The sequence below is a fragment of the Hydrogenophaga sp. genome (genome assembly GCF_018780385.1).
Taxonomy (GTDB): Bacteria; Pseudomonadota; Gammaproteobacteria; order Burkholderiales; family Burkholderiaceae_C; genus Hydrogenophaga.
In genome coordinates this window covers 108,330-125,037 of record NZ_JADMJO010000013.1, presented here as the reverse complement: position 1 = coordinate 125,037, position 16,708 = coordinate 108,330, and the positions used below count along the sequence as shown (strand labels likewise).

Genomic DNA, 16,708 nt, shown 5'->3' with positions numbered 1-16,708 from the left:
GCAAAAAGGTTTCACCCTGATCGAACTGATGATCGTGGTGGCCATCATCGGTATTTTGGCTGCCGTGGCTCTGCCGGCTTATCAGGACTACACGGTCCGTGCTCGAGTGTCGGAAGGTCTGGTGGGCGCCTCTGCTGCCAAGGTAAATATTCAAGATGTGTTGGCTTCCGGCATTCCTTCGGCATCGAACGGCTATTCCAATGGCTACACCCCCCCTGCTGCAACACGTAACGTGGCCGGTATTGCGATTACGCCAGCAACTGGTGTGATTACCGTCACCACCACGCCCGCCGCAGGTGGCGGCACCGTGATTCTCACGCCTCACGCACCAGCCGGCACGCCGCTGCCTGACGCAACGGCCGCTTTCGTCCCACCAGCCCAGTCGGTGGCTTGGCGCTGCATGGTAGCGGGCGCTGATGCTGGCAGCTTCACTGGTGCGGCTGCAGGTACTCTGGCTGCCCGTTTTGCCCCCGCCGAATGCAAGTAATCCTTGCTTGATAATCAAGGAGCGCTGCGGCGCTCCTTTTTTTTGCCTGAAACAGCCATGTCACTATCCGCACGACTAAAAGCAGCCAGCCGAGTTGCCTTTGTGCATTTCTGCATCAGTCTCTTGGGGGTTCTGGGCGTTGCAACCTATGTGTTCTTGGTGTGGTTTCCCGCTGAGCTGTATCGATTGACTGGAGGAATCGGACTTTTCGTGGTCCTGATGTTGGTCGATTTGGTCTGTGGGCCTGGGCTCACCCTCGTTCTTTTCGATACTAAAAAGTCCAACCTCAAATGGCGCATCGATATTGCGCTGATCGTTACGGTACAACTCACAGCACTCGGTTACGGGGTGGTTCAGATTGCAAAGACGCGTCCAGTGTATCTGGCATTTGAAGGCGACCGATTTCGTGTTGTACAGGCCATGGATGTCGACATTGCGCGAATTGCCGAGGCACCCATTCCACTACAGACTCTCTCGTGGACCGGGCCGCATTTTGTGGGCGTGCGCCTCTCTGCGCCCACGGAACCTGACTATTTGAGCAGTGTTCAGGAATCGATCCGAGGTTTTCATCCCGCCTTTCGCCCTTCGCGATGGGTTGAGTATGAGATGCAGACCATTCAACTTCGTTCGACCAGCAAGCCACTTTCCGAGCTTCAAAAGAAGGCCTCAACCCCGAAGGATGCGCTACTCAGAGGTGTTCGGGCAACCGGTTTGTCCGAAGAGCGGTTGGGCTATCTTCCCTTGGTTGGAGACCTCAACACCGACTGGATCGTTCTGTTGGATCTGCAAACCGCCCAACCTGTCGGTTGGCTTCCTATCGATGGTTGGTGATCGCAAGTCGCCAACAACTACTGGGCATCCATGAACGCCACAGAAACCTTCTCTGCCCAAGTAAGCACAGACAGATCTCCCCCACGAAGTCTGCTGATGCCATTCGCGGCGCTGCTGGTCGCAGCTCCCTGGTTTTGGCCCATCCTGGCGGGTCCCTTGCCTGCCATGTTGCCGGACATTTTTGCGTGGACTTGTGGAGCACTACTTGTCGGACTCTTCCCCTGGATCCGTGGTTGGATCGACTGGATCGTCGCCTGGGGTCTTGTCGTCGCTGCGGTCGGGAGCTCATTGCTGGCCTTGATCCAATACTTTGACTACGAAGAATTTTTCGGTATCTGGATTGCGCTCACGCCACCTGGATATGTGACGGCCAATGTGCACCAGACCAACATGCTTGCTACCTTGTTGGCTTCAGGTATATGGGCGCTGTGGTACCTGACGAAAACCCGCCAACTGATGCCGGTGCTTGCCACCGCCTTGGGGGCATTCGTTTTAACCGCCATGGCCGCCACGGCATCTAGAACAGGCATGATTCAACTGGTTCTATTTTGTTGTGTTGTTATCTATTGGAGCCCTTCACAACGAAGAGCGCATGTAATGCTCGCCTTGGCATTGAGCGTGTTCTACCTTGCGATTGCACAGCTCTTGCCTTGGTTGCTGGAAGTATTGCGCGGCATCACAATTGATCGAAATCTCTTGGGGCGCTTTAGCGGTGACGTCGGGTGTTCCAGCCGAAAGGTGGTGTGGGCGAATGTGCTTCATTTGATCAGTTTGAAGCCTTGGCTGGGTTGGGGCGCGGGTGAGCTGATGTACGCGCAATACATCACGCTCTTTGATGGTGTGCGCTACTGCGAAAAGATGTCCAATGCGCACAATATTTTTCTACAGATGGCAGTCACGATGGGGCTGCCTTTCGCAATCACCGGCTTGGGGCTTGCCACAGTTGCATTCTTCAAGATCAAACCGTGGAACGCCATCGAGCCGCGTAAACGGCTTGGGTGGGGGATATTGATAGCCATCGCTTTCCACAGCATGGTTGAGTACCCAATTTGGTTTGGCGTGTTTCAAATGCTGGCTATCCAGGCCATATTGCTCTTGATGATCGATGAAAAGCAGCCACTACCAGAACCAGACACCCGGGTTGGTGTTGTGATCGGCTCCAGACCAAGGGCTTGGGTAGCTGCTTCCTTTGCGTTACTTTCCCTGCTGGCATTTGTTTCTTGGGACTATCTGAAAGTCAGCCAGCTCTATTTGCCCTTGCAATGGCGGTTGCCTTACTACAAGGAAGATACCCTCAACCGCACCCGGGACACCGTTCTCTTCAAATCGCATGTGTTGATTGCTCAGGTGGTCACGACACCCGCCACTTCAGAGAACGCTGAGCGACTGCTCGTCGGAGCACTGGAGTCTTTGCGGACCGCCCCTGATCCACGTGTTATCAAGCAGGTGATCGCTGCAGCGTCAATGGCCGCCCGTAACGACCTCGTGGCACTTCACTCTGAACGCTTTCAAGCTGCTTGGCCCAAAGACTATGCGGAATGGGAAGCGGCTCGTGAATCTGTCGTCCCCTTCAAGACGACCAAGTAAGCGGTCTTAGAGCGGAGTTCAGACAACGGTGAAGACGCCACTCTTCCCCCCACTCTTCTCCATCAACCGCACCCCCCCAATCACCATCCCCCGATCCACCGCCTTGCACATGTCGTAGATGGTGAGCAAAGCCACCGACACGGCGGACAAGGCTTCCATTTCCACGCCGGTCTGCCCTGTGCACTCGGCTGTGGCGCGGCACAGCACGCTGTGGGTGGCAGGCTCGATCTCGAATTCCACTGCCACGCGGGTCAGGGCAATCGGGTGGCACAGAGGGATGAGATCGCTGGTTTTTTTGGCTGCCTGGATGCCTGCGATGCGAGCAATGCCGAGCACGTCGCCTTTCTTGGCGTTGCCGGCCTGGATCAGCGCCAAGGTCTCGGGCAGCATGGTGATGCGGCCTTCGGTCACGGCCACGCGGCGGGTGTTGGCCTTGTCGCCCACGTCAACCATGTGGGCCTGGCCCTGCGCATCGAAGTGGGTGAGCGTGCCGGACGGAGGCTGATTTGTAACGGACATGGGTGTGTTTTGCACGTGCTTGACTGAACCGGAGCGGCTTGGCGGCATCATACGGCGATGCGTTTCACTCTCTCTGCCTCACGGCCGGTAACCTTGGCGCCCCCGCGCCGACTTCGGCCCTGGACCGTGGGCGCACTCATCCTGGCGTCGGCAACCCTGTTGCCGACCGCCTTGTCCAGCGCGCAGGGCATCCCCGAGTCAACCAATGCCTCGACCTTGCCCGGCTTGGGCGGTGCCGAGGGCATGTCGATTTCGGCGGAGCGTCGATTGGGTGACCGCATCGCGCGGTCGATCTACCAGGACCCGGACTACCTGGACGACCCCTTGTTGGTGGACTACCTGCAGGCACTGTGGCAGCCCCTGCTGGGCTCGGCACGTGCTCGGGGTGACGTGCCGCCGGAGCTGGCCGAGCGCATGGCCTGGGAGCTGATGATTTCGCGCGAGCGCACGGTCAATGCGTTTGCCTTGCCGGGCGGTTATCTGGGTGTGAACCTGGGCTTGCTGGCGGTGACCGAGCGACCGGAAGAGGTGGCCTCCGTGCTGGCGCATGAACTCAGCCACGTGTCGCAGCGGCACATCGCGCGCCTGATGACGCGCGAAGAGCGCATGGCGCCCTGGATGATGGGCGCGATGATCCTGGGCGCCTTGGCTGCGGGGTCGAACACGCAGGTGGCGAGCGCGGCGATCGCGGGCAGCACCGCGGTGGCCGCGCAGTCGCAGTTGAACTTCTCGCGCGACATGGAGCGTGAGGCGGATCGCGTGGGCTTCGGGGTGCTCTCGGGTGCCGGCTTCGACGGCCAGGGTTTTGTGACCATGTTCGACAAGCTGCAGCAGGCGGCGCGTCTGAACGATGACGGCGCTTTCCCTTATCTCCGCAGCCACCCGCTGAGTGGCGAGCGCATCGCCGACATGCGGGCACGCCTGCCGCAGGGGCCTGTTGCGGCAGCGCCGGCCACACACCCCGCGACCGCTTCGAGCCCTGCGGCGCCCGATGCCGGGACAAGTCTCAAGCTGGATCTGCCTGGCTTCGGCGCCGCTGGCACCCGCCAGCCCGCCGTTGCTGGGCGGCCTGGCCCGAGCGTGGCAGTGCACACGCTCATGTCGTCCCGCGCCCGGGTGCTGGCCGAAAACGGGCCCGACCGCATGCGCGGCTGGTTGCAGATCGGGCAGAACTCCAATGCCACGCCGGGCGAACGTTACGCCGCCGCCCTGGCGGCTTTGCGGTTGGGTCAGCGAGACCGCGCTCTGGAGCTGGCGCAGAAGCTGCGCGATACGGCGGCGCCCGACGCCCGGTTTGTGGCCGATGCCTTGATGCTGGAGTTGCTGCTGTCGCCGGCCACGACGCCGGCGACACCGGCGCAGACCGCTTTGTTGGCCGAGTTGCGGGACCGGTCTCTGGGCAGCGGTTCGCGCGCCGGCGTCATGCTCGGCGCACAGGCCGCGATTGCATCGGGGGAGCCGCAGCGGGCGGTGAGCCGTTTGCAAAGCTGGGTGGTGCTGCAGCCGCGCGACGCGCTGGCCTGGCAGACTTTGGCGCGGGCTTATCAGGCCCAGGGGCAGTCGTTGCGCGCGGTGCGGGCTGAGGCCGAGGCCCGTGCAGCCCAGCTCGACTACGCTGGCGCGGCCGATCGCTTCCGCGCGGCGCAATCCCTGCCCGTGGCCCAGCGAAGCGTCGACTCGATGGAACTGGCGATCGTGGACAGCCGGCGGCGCGAGGTGGAAGCGCTGCTGCGCGAGAGCGTGCTCGAGGAAGAGGCCAGCAAGCGCTGAGCGCCGACTGGGGCGCGCCGGACCCGCCGCCGGGCCGCCCCCAAGGCGGGGCCAGCCCCCTTGGGGGGCAGCGACCCGCGCAGCGGCGGAGCGTGGGGGGCTTAGAACATCGATTTGACTGCTGTGTCGACCACCAGCATGAGCGCGGAATAAATCAGCGAGCCCAGCATCGCGGCCCAGAAGCCGTTGACGCCAAAACCGTTCATGAGGCTGGCAGCGGCCCAGAACAGCAGGGCGTTGATCACGAACAGGAATAGGCCCAAGGTGATCACGGTCACCGGCAGCGTGAGGATCACGAGCACCGGGCGCAACACCACGTTGAACAAACCGATCACAGCCGCGGCAATGAGCGCGGCCGTGAAGCTCTGGATCTGCACGCCCGGGTAGAGGTAGGCCACCAGCAGCAGGGCGCAGGCTGCGAGCAGCCATTTGACGATGAGTTTCATGGCGGCAGCATAGCAGCGCCGCAGTGCACGAACCCATGTCAGCCCGGGACCCTGCGGAACTGGCTCTGCCAGGCCGCAGGGTGTCGCCCCTTGATGGGCTCTTTCAGTGAGCTTCTGCGGTCTTGACCTGACGCGCCGCCACCATCTTGCCGATGACCAGCACCAACAGGGCGCCGGCGACCGACGCGCCGTACTTCACGATGTCGTTCTGCGGAAGTTTGAGCATCCACTGCCACTTGTCCGGGTTGGCCAGGACAGGGTCGGACACCAGCATGCCGCCGGCAATCCAGCCCAGCAGCATGCCGCCGGCCGTGATGATGAACGGGAAGCGCGCCATGAGCTTGATGACCAGCTGGCTGCCCCAGACGATGATCGGGATGGAGATCAGCAGGCCGAGCACCACCAGCAGCATTTGGTGTTCGCCCGCGTTTTGCGCGGCACCCGCGATGGCGATGACGTTGTCCACGCTCATCACCAGGTCGGCCACGATGATGGTCTTGATGGCGGCCAGCAGTTTGTCGCTGGTGGCCACATCGCCATGGCCGTCCTCGTCAGGGGCAATCAGCTTGATACCGATCCAGACGAGCAGCAGCGCGCCAATGAACTTGAGCCACGGCAGGGCCAGCAGCGTCATCGCGAAGAAGATCAGGATGACGCGCAGGACGATGGCGCCGGCGGTGCCCCAGATGATGCCCTTGGTGCGTTGCGCGGGAGGCAGTTTGCGGCAGGCCAGCGCGATCACGACCGCGTTGTCACCGCCCAGCAGAATGTCGATCATGATGATCTGCCCGAGGGCGACCCAGAACGCAGGCGAAGTCAGGAAATCCATAAATTCCTCGTTGTCGTATGTTCAAAAGAGCAAGGCGTGAGACATCTCGTGATCGACTGGTGCCTGTCTTTCTCGCCTGCGTGCGCTGCTGCGCTTGCGAAGGGGGAGGACTGCGCCTTGATCGACCCGGAGGGAGTCCATCAAAGGTCTTGCTCGACCGGGTGACTGGGTCACCAGGCCCGGGTTGCCGGAAGCCGGGGCTTCGTATTGACGACAAACCGAATGTCCAGCGGTCGGGGCACGAGGCCATGTTGCGCTGGAACGGAGAGCTACTCCCCTTCGAAGCCCGCGATTGTACCGGCCTGCACCGGTTTGCCACGATACGCACTTACCACAGCGCCCTGTGCGTGATCGCCTGCGCACCGCTGGTGGAACAGCCAATCTGGCTATGATCGGCCTCCCTCAAGAGACCACCCATGGCCGGCATCCACATCACCGACATCGAAGCCGCCATCAATTACTGGCGTGAGCGCTCACCCTCGCCTGATGGCATCTCGCTGGCCAAGCCCACGCGCGCTTTGGCCGAGGTGTATGCGCTGATGGTGTTTTTCCGCGAAACCGAGGCCGACGAGGCGACCTTGCCGGCTGCCGCACGTGAGGCCTGGATGGCCTGGTACGACACCACGCCCGACACGCCGTGCATCGCCATCTGCTCCACCAGCCAGGGCGACGAGGTGTGCAAGGGCTGCGGCCGCACCTTTGATGAAGTGCAGCGCTGGACGGAGATGACGCCCGGCGAGAAGCGCGCCAGCTGGCGGCGCATCACCATCGAGGACGACGCCTGGCGGTTCAACCGCTATTCGGAGCGGGCGCGCTGAGGGAGGCACCGAGACTGCCGCCGGGCCGCCCCAAGGCAGGCTCAGCCCCCTTGGGGGGCAGCGACCCGCGCAGCGGCGAAGCGTGGGGGTCCTTTTCTCAAACTCTTCTGGCGAGTTCTGCCGCCTTGCCGGTGTAGCTGCCCGGTGTCATCGCCAGCAACCGCTCTTTTTCCGACTCCGGAATCTCCAGGCTGCGGATCAGCCCGTGAAGCGCCTCGGCCGTCACGGTCTTGCCGCGCGTGACTTCCTTGAGCTTTTCGTAAGCGCCTGACACGCCGTAGCGGCGCATGACGGTCTGGATCGGCTCGGCCAGCACTTCCCAGGCATGGTCGAGGTCGTCGGCCAGCGCTTCTTCGTTGAGCTCCAGCTTGCCCAGGCCCACACCCATCGAGTGGTAGGCCAGCACCGCGTAGCCCAGCGCCACGCCCATGTTGCGCAGCACGGTGGAGTCGGTCAGGTCGCGCTGCCAGCGGCTGATCGGCAGCTTCTCGGACAGGTGGCGCAGCAGCGCGTTGGCCAGGCCCAGGTTGCCTTCGGCGTTCTCGAAGTCGATCGGGTTGACCTTGTGCGGCATCGTCGACGAGCCGATCTCGCCAGCCTTCAAACGTTGCTTGAAATAGCCCAGGCTCACATAGCCCCAGATGTCGCGCGAGAGGTCGATCAGGATGGTGTTGGTGCGCGCGATGGCGTCGAACAGTTCGGCCATGTAGTCGTGCGGCTCGATCTGGATGCTGTAGGGCTGGAAGGTCAGACCCAGGCCGAGCGGTTCCGGCTGCTCGATCACGTTGCGGCTGAAAGCTTCCCAGTCGAAGTCGGGCCAGGCGCTCAGGTGGGCGTTGTAGTTGCCCACCGCGCCGTTCATCTTGCCCAGCAGCTTCACGCCGACGATCTTGTCGCGCGCGGCGGCCAGTCGCACCACGACGTTGGCGATTTCCTTGCCCACCGTGGTGGGGCTGGCGGTCTGGCCGTGGGTGCGGCTGAGCATGGGCACGGCGGCAAAGGCGTGGGCCATCTCGCGCAGCTTGGTGATCACCGCGTCCAGCGCGGGCAACAGCACGGCGTCGCGTCCGCCCTTGAGCTGCAGCGCGTGGCTGGTGTTGTTGATGTCTTCGCTGGTGCAGGCGAAATGCACGAATTCGGCAGCCTTCTCCAGCTCGGGCCGCGCCTCGAACTTGGACTTGATCCAGTACTCCACCGCCTTGACGTCGTGGTTGGTGACCTTCTCGATGTCCTTGATGGCCTGGCCATCGGCCTCGCTGAAGTTCTTCGCCAGACCCATGAGGTAGGTGCGCGCGCCGGGCGAGAGCGGCTTGAATTCGGCCAGGCCGGCGTCGGACAGTGCGATGAACCAGGCAATTTCCACCTGGACACGGCGGTGCATGTAGCCCAGTTCGCTCATGAACGGGCGCAAGTGGCCCAGGCGGCCGGCGTAGCGACCGTCCAGTGGAGACAGGGCGGAAATGGGTGACAGGGCCGCAGAGGCGGCAGCCGCCGAGGGGGTGGAGGCGGATGGAGAGGGGGTGGTCGGGCGCATCCGGCGATTGTAGGAGCCGAGGGCTTTCGATGGACCTTGTCAGGTGGACCGGGGGCTGGGCTGGCTAAAATCGCGTTCCCACGGGCAACCGTCTTCACCCATCAGTCCTCCATGAAACTCATCGGCGCCATCACCAGCCCTTACGTGCGCAAAGTGCGCGTCGTCATGGCCGAGAAAAAGCTGGACTACAACTTCGTCCAGGAAGACGTGTGGTCGGCCGACACGCAGATCGGCACCTCCAACCCGCTGGGCAAGGTGCCCTGCCTGGTCATGGAAGGTGGCGAGGCGGTGTTCGACTCGCGCGTGATCGTCGAGTACCTCGACACGCTTTCACCGGTGGGCAAGCTCATCCCGACCCAGGGCCGCGAACGCGCCGAGGTGAAAACCTGGGAAGCGCTGGCCGACGGTGTGCTCGATGCCGCCATCCTCGCCCGCCTCGAATCCAACTGGGCCGGGCGCACCGACCAGGAGCGCTGCAGCGCCTGGATCGACCGTCAGATGGCCAAGATTGACGCGAGCCTGAAAAGCATGAGCCAGGGCTTGGGGGAGAAGCCATTCTGCTCAGGCATCCACTTGAGCCTGTCCGACGTGGCCGTGGGCTGCGCGCTGGGTTACCTGGATTTCCGCTTCCCCGTGATCGACTGGCGGACGCCCTACCCGAACCTGGCGCGTCTGGCCGAGAAGCTGAATCAACGCCCGAGCTTCATCGATACGAAGCCAGCCTGAGCACGCCGTCGGTGCTCACAGGCCGGTGGCCCGGCGCACTGCGGGGAAGTAGGCGCGGTAGGGCAGCAGACGCAGGAGCTTCATCCAGCGTGTGAAGCGTTTGGGGTAGTGCACTTCAAACACGCCCCGGCCCCAGTCATTGACCATGGCCAGCGCGGCTTGCGGCGGTGTGATCAGCGCGGGCATGGTGAAGTCGTTCTGCGCGGTCAGGGGCGTCTGCACGAAGCCCGGGTGCACCACGCTTACGCCCACGCCCAGGGGCGCCAGATCCAGGTAGAGGTTCTCGGCCAGGTTGGTCAGCGCGGCCTTGGTCGGGCCATAGGCCAGGCTCTTGGGCAGGCCGCGGAAACCCGCGACGCTGCTGATGAGGCTGATGTGGCCGCGGCCCCGCGCGCCCATGGCCGGCACGATGGCGTCGATCACGTGCAGCGCACCCAGGTAGTTGATGTCCATGTGCCGCTTGAGGTCGGCCATGTCCATCTCGGTGACGCGCATCTCGCGGTAGTGGCCGGCGCAGTACACCACCAGATCCAGCGGCCCTTGCGCCAGGATTTCGCGGGCCGTGGCCGACACCGCAGCGGCGTCGGTCACGTCCAGAGGCCAGGCTTGCGCGCTCACGCCGTGTTGCGGTGGATGGTTCTGCACAAAACGGCCCAAAGCCACCTGGCTGCGCGCCGACACCAGCACCTGCGCGCCGCGCGCATGCAGGGCCGATGCGGTCGCTTCGCCGATGCCGCTGGAGGCACCCACCAGCCACACGCGCAGGCCGCGCCAGTCGGTGATGGGCGGGTTCATGGGCTTGAAGAGCGAGAAGCCGCCCGACGTGCTCATTGGTCAACCTTCGTGCTGCGCACTGCGGTGCGAGCTGGCTTGGGGCGGCCCGGCGCTGCGCTCATGGCGCGCGTTTCACGAACGACAGCGTGACCTCGCCCAGGCGCACGCCGAACTTGCTCATCTCGGCCTTGTTGAGCATCACGCGCGAATCCATCAGATACATCCAGTCGTCGAACTGCACTTCATAGGTCTTGCCATCCACCGGCAGCAACAGCGTGTAGGCCCAGCGGAACGCATTGCCCTTCTGTTCGCCGCGCGCCTCGCCCACCACGTCGTCGGCCCGCCCGCTGAATTGGCCGTTGCCCAGGTGTTTCATGCGCCAGATGCGTTTGCCGCTGGTGCCGTCGCTGTAGTTGAAGGTCTCGTCCAGCACGCCGTCGTCACCGTCCCAGGTGCACACCATCACCACGGTGAAGCGCTTGACCACCGCGCCGGAGCGGTCGGTGAACACGCCGTAAGCGTCGAGCGTGCCGTTGAAATAGGTGCGCAGGTCGAACAGCGGTTTTTCGCTGGCGTATTGGCCAACCTGAGGGCCGGCACAGCCCGCGAGAGCAGCGGCGGAGGTGATGCCGGCGGCGAGCAGCAATCGTCTTTGCATGGGGTGGTCTCAGGAAGGAAGGGAGGTCTGCGGCACGAGGCCGGCGCGTTCGGGCCGGATCACGAGCGCATAGAGCGCGCCGCCCGCCAGCAGCTTGAGCGCGCAAGGCAGCAGGCAATAGGCAATGGTCAATGTCTGGAGAGCGCCCGAGTCGCGCGCGCCGGGCTCGTAGCCGAACAGCGCGAGCAGGGGCAAGGCGAGACCTGCGGCCAGGGCCAGGTTGAGCTTGGTGGCAAAGCTCCACCAGCCGAAGTAAGCACCTTCGCGTTGACCACGTTCGCCCAACTGGCCGATGAGGCCCGCGAGCATGGCGCCGGGCAGCGTGAGGTCGGTGCCCAGGGCGATACCCGAGAGCGCGCACACGATGAGAAAGGGCACCACGTCGCCCGCGCCCAGGGTGGCGGCCCAGATGAACACCGCCACGGCCAGTCCCATGCCGACCAGCCAGGTGCGCGCCAGCCCGATGCGGCCCACCAGCCGCACCCACAGCGGGATGGACAGCGCCGCGCACAGAAAGTAGGTGGCGAGGAAAGCGGGTTCCACCGAGGCGGATGCCTGCAGGCGGTCCTGCACGAAGAACAGCACCAGCGTGGCGGGCACGGCGCTGGCGGTGCCGTTGATCACGAACACCGCGAGCAGCCGGAGGAAGGCGGGCTGGCGCAGGGGCGAGGCCCCGAGGTGCTGGGTCGGCCCCGTGGCCTTGAGGGCAATGGGTGTGGCCGACCGACTCCAGGTCCACCAGCCGAGTGTGAGCAGCACGGCGAAGGTGGACACGGTCGCGCCCAGGCCCAGCGTGGCCGGCAGCACGGCGGCAATCAACACGCCCAGCAGCGACAAGCCCTCGCGCCAGGCAACCACGCGGCTTCGCTGCGCCTCGTTGCCACCCAGGCGCGCGCCCCACGACTGGTGCGCCACCGCCACCACGCTGTAGGCGGTGTAGGTGATGGCCATCAACAGTCCGGCCCAGGCCAGCAGCACGGAGGTACCGGCGGCGATCACGGCGGTGGGCGGAAACAGCAAGCCCCACAGGCCGAGTGCGAGCACCACGGCAGACGCGGCCGATGCGCCGAGCACGGCGCCAATCGAGCGCGCGAACAGGCGGTCGCACCAGCGGCCGATGATGGGGTCGAGCACCGCGTCCACCAGCCTGGCAGCCAGCAGCACCAGCCCGAGCAGCGCCAGCGGTGCCCCGAACTCGCGGGCGTAGTGGTTGGGCAGGATCACATAGAGCGGCAGCGCCACGAACGCCAGCGGCAGGCCGAGCAGGCCGTAGCCCAGGCCTCGGCGCCAGGCGCCGGCGCCCATGAAGCGCGCTGCCGGTTCCTGGGACGAGGCTGAAGCAAGACTCATCGAGGTGTTCCGCCCGTGCCCTGGATCAGCGTCTCTCGCATGCGCGGCTGCGAGGTCTTGGGCGAGAGCCAGATGCCGAAGAAAAGCCGCGAGAAGGCGTCGTCCGCCACCTCACCGAGCAGTTTGCCGTTCAAGTAGAAGCGCGCGCCGCTGCCGGGCACGTGCACACCGGTGATGCGGTCCCCGCGCTTCACGTCGGGAAACAGGCTGCTCATGGCCTGCGTCCAGCGCGTGGCCTGGGCTGGCTCGATGGGGGCCAGGCCTTGCATCTCGTCGATCGAGCGCTCGGCAATGTCGGCCCCTTTGAAGTCGCGCAGGTAGGCCAGCTCCAGGCCGAAGCGCTGGTTCTCGAACTGGCGGGCGTCAAAACCCGGCAGCGCCCAGAGGCTCGCGTCGTACACGTCGAAGCCCCAGTAGCGCAGGCGTGCCTTGCCCACCGACGTCTTGTCCTGCAAGGCCGCACTCAGCGTGGGTTCGGGCGGTGTTGTTTGTGCGCGCGCTGGCAACCACACCCAACTGGAGAATGCCAGTGCGAAAACCGCAGGGAGGGTGCACAGGACAGGGCGTTTCACGGCGTCGGTCTCAGGTGGGCTTGCGCAAGATGTACTGGACCACGTCGGTGTTGCCCTGCTCGAACGCGGCTTCGCAGTACGCCAGGTAAAACTCCCAGATGCGCAGGAAGCGCTGGTCGAAGCCGAGCTGCAGCACGCGTTCCTGCTCGTGCAGAAAACGTTCGCGCCAGATGGCCAGCGTGCGTGCGTAGTCCAGCCCGAAAGCGAATTCGTCCACCACCTCCAAGCCGGCCTTGGCCGCCTGCGCGCGGAACTCGCTCGGGCACGGCAGGCAGCCGCCGGGGAACACGTACTGCTGGATGAAGTCGGTGCCCTTGATGTAACGCTCGAAGTGCGCGTCGTCGATCACGATGCTCTGCACGCAAGCCTTGCCACCCGGCTTGAGCAGGCGCGCGACGGTCTGGAAGTAGGTGGGCCAGTACTCACGGCCCACGGCCTCCACCATTTCGATCGAGCAGATCGCGTCGAACGGCGCGTCGTTGATGTCGCGGTAATCCTGCAGCCGCAAATCGGCCCGGTCTTCACGGCCGATGCGCCGCATGCGCTCGTGGGCAAACTCGAGCTGCTCGGTGGACAGCGTCACGCCGGTGATGTGGGCGTCGAACTCGGTGGTGGCCTTCTCGGCCAGCGCACCCCAGCCGCAGCCGATTTCCAGCACGCGGTCGCCGGGCTTCACATCGGTCATGCGCAGTGCGCGGCGCACCTTGGCATGCTGCGCGGACTCCATCGTCTGCTCGGGGCTCTCGAACCAGGCCGACGAGTAGTTCATCGTGTCGTCGAGCCACAGACGGTAGAACGCGTTGCCCAGGTCGTAGTGGGCGTGGATGTTCTTGCGGCTGTTGGTCTTGCTGTTGCGGTTGAGCAGGTGCTTGATGCGGTAGGCGAAGCGACCCAGCCACGAGCCGTAGATCACATCCTCCACCTCGCGGCGGTTGGCCACCAGCAACGAGAGCAGCGCGGGCAGGTTCGATGTCGTCCAGTCGCCGGCAATGTAGGTTTCGGCAAAACCGATGTCGCCCGACTTCAGCGCGGCTGAGCACACGTTCCAGTTGTTGAGCTTCATGCTCGCGTGCGGGCCGTCGACCTGGCCGAAGCGTTGCACCGAGCCGTCGGGCAACTGCAGCGTGAGGCTGCCGTGCACCAGCCGTTGCAGCAGTTGCAGCGTGGTGCGCGCGGCGGCCGGTGCGTTGCGCGGCAGCGAAAAACCGGCGGGGCTGGTGGAAGCGGTGGAGCTGTTCATGGGTGGCTGTGTTCGGCGTTCACGGGAGTCGCGGGCAAGGGAGCGGCGCTGACGAATTCGCCCGGGGCGGGCGGTTGGCGGAAAAAGGGCGCGCGTTTGATCCACAGGCGCGCGGCCTGCCAGTGGATGCGGGCCATGACGCCGAATGTCATGGCGGGGTACGACCACAGGGCGCGGCGAAGGCTTCGCGCATCCAGCGGCCGCAACTCACCGCTCACGCTGGTGTTGAGCAGGGGCTGTTCGCTGGCGTCGTCGCTGACATCGTCGAAGTAGTCGATGCGTGCCACGGTGCGCTGGCGCGGGTGATCGCTGCGCATGAAGACGAATCGGTAGCGCCCGCGCACCGGGCAGAACGGCGAAACGTGGAACACCTTGGTGGCTTCACAGGGCTGGCCGTAGCGCGGCGCATCGAGCAGGTAACAGTGGCGCTCGCCAAAGGTGTTGTTCACCTCGGCCAGCACGGCGCGCAACGTGCCGTCAGCCCGGTGGCAGTACCAGAAGCTCACCGGTTTGAAGGTGTAGCCGAACACGCGCGGGTAGGTGTGCAGCCAGACCTCGCCGTGTGCGTCGTCGATGCCGTGTTGGTGCAACACCTCGTCGAGCCACTGCAGACTGTCGGTGCGGCCGTCGCCATGATCGGCGTCGTGAAAACTGAGCGCTGCGCTTCGGTTGCGCGCCAACGCGCCGGGGCCCTGGCTGCGCAGACTGCGCATGGGCAGCATCAGGAAATAGGTGGCGTAGGCAAACGCATTGCGCTGCGGACGGTGGCGCGTGTGGCGCACCTGACCAAAACCGATCTGCGCGACCGCGTTCAAGCGAACACCCCAGGCAGTGCAGCCGTGCATTGGGCCGTGGGCGCCAACCGATGCGCATCGATCAGGGCGCGCGCGGCGTGCAGGCCCGACTTCAGGCCGTCCTCGTGGAAACCATAGCCGGTCCAGGCGCCCGCGAAGTAGGTGTTGAGCTGCCCTTGCAGGGCCGGCACGCGGGCCTGCGCGCGGATGGCGGCCAGGTCGAACACCGGATGGTCGTAGGCGTACTCGCCCACCACGTGCCTCGCTGCGATCTCGCGCTGCGGGTTGAGCGAGACCACCACCGGCTGCATCACCGGCAACGGCTGCAGGCGGTTGAGCAGGTAGTGCAGGCAGACCTGCGCGGACTCCACGCTGGTGCTCGCCGAGCGCTCGTAGTTCCAGGCGGCCCAGGCGCGCTCGCTCTTCGGCAGCACCGAGCGGTCGGTGTGCAGCACAGCGCGGTTGGGCTGGTAACGGATGGCGCCCAGCACTTCACGTTCGTTGGCCGACGCTTCACCGCCGAGCAGACGCAAGGCCTGATCGCTGTGACAGGCCAGCACGATGGCGTCGAACCGCTCGACGTGCCCTTCGGTGACCACGCGCACGCCTCGGCCGTCACGCAGCACCTGCTGCACCGGCGTGCTCAAGCGCTTGTCGGCGATGTTGGCGGTGATCTTCTGCACGTACTGCCGCGCGCCGCCCTCCACCGTGTACCACTGCGGGCGGTTGGTCACCTGGATGAGACCGTGGTTGTGGCAGAAGCGCACCATGGTGGCCACAGGGAAGGCCAGCATCTGGTCGGTCGGGCAGCTCCAGATGCAGCCCATCATGGGCAGGAAGTACCAGTCGCGAAATTCGTTTGAGAAACCTTGCGCGCGCAGGAAGTCGCCCAGCGGTTGCAGCAGCGGGCTGTTGTCGCGCAGGTCTGCGCCCTGCTCGGCCAGCCGGGTCGTGATGCGGTTGAAGCGCACGATGTCGGCCAGCATGCGCAGGAAGCGCGGATTGAGCAGGTTGCGGCGCTGGGCAAACACCGTGGAGAGGCTGCAGCCACTCCACTCCAGCGGACCACCACCCGGTGCAGCACCCGGCGCCTGCACCGAAAACGACATGTCGGACTTGGCAATGGGCACGCCCAGCTGCGCGAACAGCGCCAGCAGGTTGGGGTAAGTGCGCTCGTTGAGCACCAGAAAGCCGGTGTCCACGCCGAATGTGGTGGTCACGCCATGCACATTGGGCAGGGTCATGTCGACCGTGTGGGTGTGTCCGCCGAAATAGTCGCCCGCTTCAAAGAGCGTGATGTCGGCCAGCCCGCGCAGGGTGTGTGCCGCTGCCAGCCCGGAGATGCCGGAGCCGACGATGGCCACGCGGGGTGGGTGTGGCGGGCGGGGGCTGGCGGGTGTGTGGCCGGCAGGGGCGCTGTGGTGGTCCGTGTACATCATCGGACCTCAGCGCACGCCAGCGGCGCTGGTGGGGATACAAAAGCCTGCGAAGCGCCCCGAAACGAACAAGGGAGGGAGGGAGGAGGAGGAGAAGCGCCTCGGGATTTCAGCCGGATCGCGGGGACCCGGCAGGCTTCGCAGTGCAAAACGGAATTCGGTGGTCAGTCCGTGGACCGGCTTCGAAACTGAGAGAAAAGCGGGGCCTGAAAAGTTCCGGGCGGTTCTTTTCTGTGGGCTTTTCGAGTCGGAAGCTGGGGCGGACATGGCGGTGGGATTGATTAAATTAGACTGAATGGTTTTATTGTGACTGTATGGTCACAATTTGGCCGATAGA

At 64.6% G+C, this 16,708-nt stretch carries 17 protein-coding genes; 6 read left to right on the top strand and 11 right to left on the bottom strand.

The window, feature by feature from the left end; translation table 11 throughout:
* The 3 genes from IV113_RS07295 to IV113_RS07285 all read left to right on the top strand — a co-directional run.
* On the top strand, positions 1 to 487 hold a 487-nt coding region (locus IV113_RS07295), incomplete at its 5' end, for a pilin (protein ID WP_291082322.1).
* A 3-nt stretch (positions 488 to 490) separates the two neighbouring features.
* The gene (locus tag IV113_RS07290) at positions 491 to 1,318 is read left to right on the top strand and encodes a hypothetical protein (protein WP_291082319.1); all 828 of its coding nucleotides are present in this window, start codon (positions 491 to 493) and stop codon (positions 1,316 to 1,318) included.
* 30 nt (positions 1,319 to 1,348) lie between these two features.
* Positions 1,349 to 2,905 (top strand): O-antigen ligase family protein, encoded by a 1,557-nt coding sequence (locus IV113_RS07285; protein ID WP_291082316.1) that lies wholly within the window; start codon positions 1,349 to 1,351, stop codon positions 2,903 to 2,905.
* A gap of 18 nt (positions 2,906 to 2,923) precedes the next feature.
* Here IV113_RS07285 and moaC read toward each other — a convergent pair whose 3' ends face one another.
* Positions 2,924 to 3,424: a cyclic pyranopterin monophosphate synthase MoaC gene (moaC, locus tag IV113_RS07280; protein ID WP_291082308.1), complete on the bottom strand. Its 501-nt coding sequence runs from the start codon at positions 3,422 to 3,424 to the stop codon at positions 2,924 to 2,926.
* 126 nt (positions 3,425 to 3,550) lie between these two features.
* On the opposite strand from moaC, the gene IV113_RS07275 reads away from it, so the two are divergent.
* Positions 3,551 to 5,194 carry a M48 family metalloprotease gene (locus tag IV113_RS07275; protein WP_363318588.1) on the top strand — a complete coding sequence of 548 codons (1,644 nt, stop codon included), beginning with the start codon at positions 3,551 to 3,553 and terminating at the stop codon, positions 5,192 to 5,194.
* Positions 5,195 to 5,295: 101 nt separating this feature from the next.
* Here IV113_RS07275 and IV113_RS07270 read toward each other — a convergent pair whose 3' ends face one another.
* Positions 5,296 to 5,640 (bottom strand): phage holin family protein, encoded by a 345-nt coding sequence (locus IV113_RS07270; protein ID WP_291082305.1) that lies wholly within the window; start codon positions 5,638 to 5,640, stop codon positions 5,296 to 5,298.
* A 103-nt stretch (positions 5,641 to 5,743) separates the two neighbouring features.
* Positions 5,744 to 6,469 carry a TerC family protein gene (locus IV113_RS07265; RefSeq protein ID WP_291082302.1) on the bottom strand — a complete coding sequence of 242 codons (726 nt, stop codon included), beginning with the start codon at positions 6,467 to 6,469 and terminating at the stop codon, positions 5,744 to 5,746.
* A gap of 416 nt (positions 6,470 to 6,885) precedes the next feature.
* Between IV113_RS07265 and IV113_RS07260 the strand changes: the two genes are divergently transcribed.
* The gene (locus IV113_RS07260; protein ID WP_291082299.1) at positions 6,886 to 7,287 is read left to right on the top strand and encodes a DUF3717 domain-containing protein; all 402 of its coding nucleotides are present in this window, start codon (positions 6,886 to 6,888) and stop codon (positions 7,285 to 7,287) included.
* Between the two features lie 97 nt (positions 7,288 to 7,384).
* On the opposite strand, the gene purB is transcribed toward IV113_RS07260, so the two are convergent.
* Positions 7,385 to 8,821 carry an adenylosuccinate lyase gene (purB, locus tag IV113_RS07255; RefSeq protein ID WP_291082296.1) on the bottom strand — a complete coding sequence of 479 codons (1,437 nt, stop codon included), beginning with the start codon at positions 8,819 to 8,821 and terminating at the stop codon, positions 7,385 to 7,387.
* A gap of 111 nt (positions 8,822 to 8,932) precedes the next feature.
* Here purB and IV113_RS07250 point away from each other — a divergent pair, with 111 nt between their 5' ends.
* The gene (locus IV113_RS07250) at positions 8,933 to 9,547 is read left to right on the top strand and encodes a glutathione S-transferase N-terminal domain-containing protein (protein ID WP_291082293.1); all 615 of its coding nucleotides are present in this window, start codon (positions 8,933 to 8,935) and stop codon (positions 9,545 to 9,547) included.
* 15 nt (positions 9,548 to 9,562) lie between these two features.
* Here the strand turns inward: IV113_RS07250 and IV113_RS07245 are convergent, their stop codons facing one another.
* The 7 genes from IV113_RS07245 to IV113_RS07215 form a co-directional block, all read right to left on the bottom strand.
* Positions 9,563 to 10,378, bottom strand: a complete 816-nt coding sequence (locus IV113_RS07245; protein ID WP_291082290.1) for an SDR family NAD(P)-dependent oxidoreductase — start codon at positions 10,376 to 10,378, stop codon at positions 9,563 to 9,565.
* A gap of 61 nt (positions 10,379 to 10,439) precedes the next feature.
* Positions 10,440 to 10,979: a DUF3833 domain-containing protein gene (locus tag IV113_RS07240; protein ID WP_291082285.1), complete on the bottom strand. Its 540-nt coding sequence runs from the start codon at positions 10,977 to 10,979 to the stop codon at positions 10,440 to 10,442.
* A gap of 9 nt (positions 10,980 to 10,988) precedes the next feature.
* Positions 10,989 to 12,284 (bottom strand): MFS transporter, encoded by a 1,296-nt coding sequence (locus tag IV113_RS07235; protein WP_291082328.1) that lies wholly within the window; start codon positions 12,282 to 12,284, stop codon positions 10,989 to 10,991.
* A 41-nt stretch (positions 12,285 to 12,325) separates the two neighbouring features.
* Positions 12,326 to 12,901, bottom strand: coding sequence for a chalcone isomerase family protein (locus IV113_RS07230; RefSeq protein ID WP_291082281.1), 576 nt, complete (start codon positions 12,899 to 12,901; stop codon positions 12,326 to 12,328).
* Between the two features lie 10 nt (positions 12,902 to 12,911).
* Positions 12,912 to 14,141, bottom strand: a complete 1,230-nt coding sequence (locus IV113_RS07225; RefSeq protein WP_291082279.1) for a cyclopropane-fatty-acyl-phospholipid synthase family protein — start codon at positions 14,139 to 14,141, stop codon at positions 12,912 to 12,914.
* Entirely contained in the window at positions 14,138 to 14,956 is an 819-nt protein-coding gene (locus IV113_RS07220) for a DUF1365 domain-containing protein (protein ID WP_291082276.1), read from the bottom strand. Before IV113_RS07220 ends, IV113_RS07225 begins: the two co-directional genes overlap by 4 nt.
* The gene (locus tag IV113_RS07215; RefSeq protein WP_291082274.1) at positions 14,953 to 16,371 is read right to left on the bottom strand and encodes an FAD-dependent oxidoreductase; all 1,419 of its coding nucleotides are present in this window, start codon (positions 16,369 to 16,371) and stop codon (positions 14,953 to 14,955) included. The genes IV113_RS07220 and IV113_RS07215 overlap by 4 nt, the downstream gene beginning before the upstream one ends.
* Positions 16,372 to 16,708: the final 337 nt, after the last annotated feature.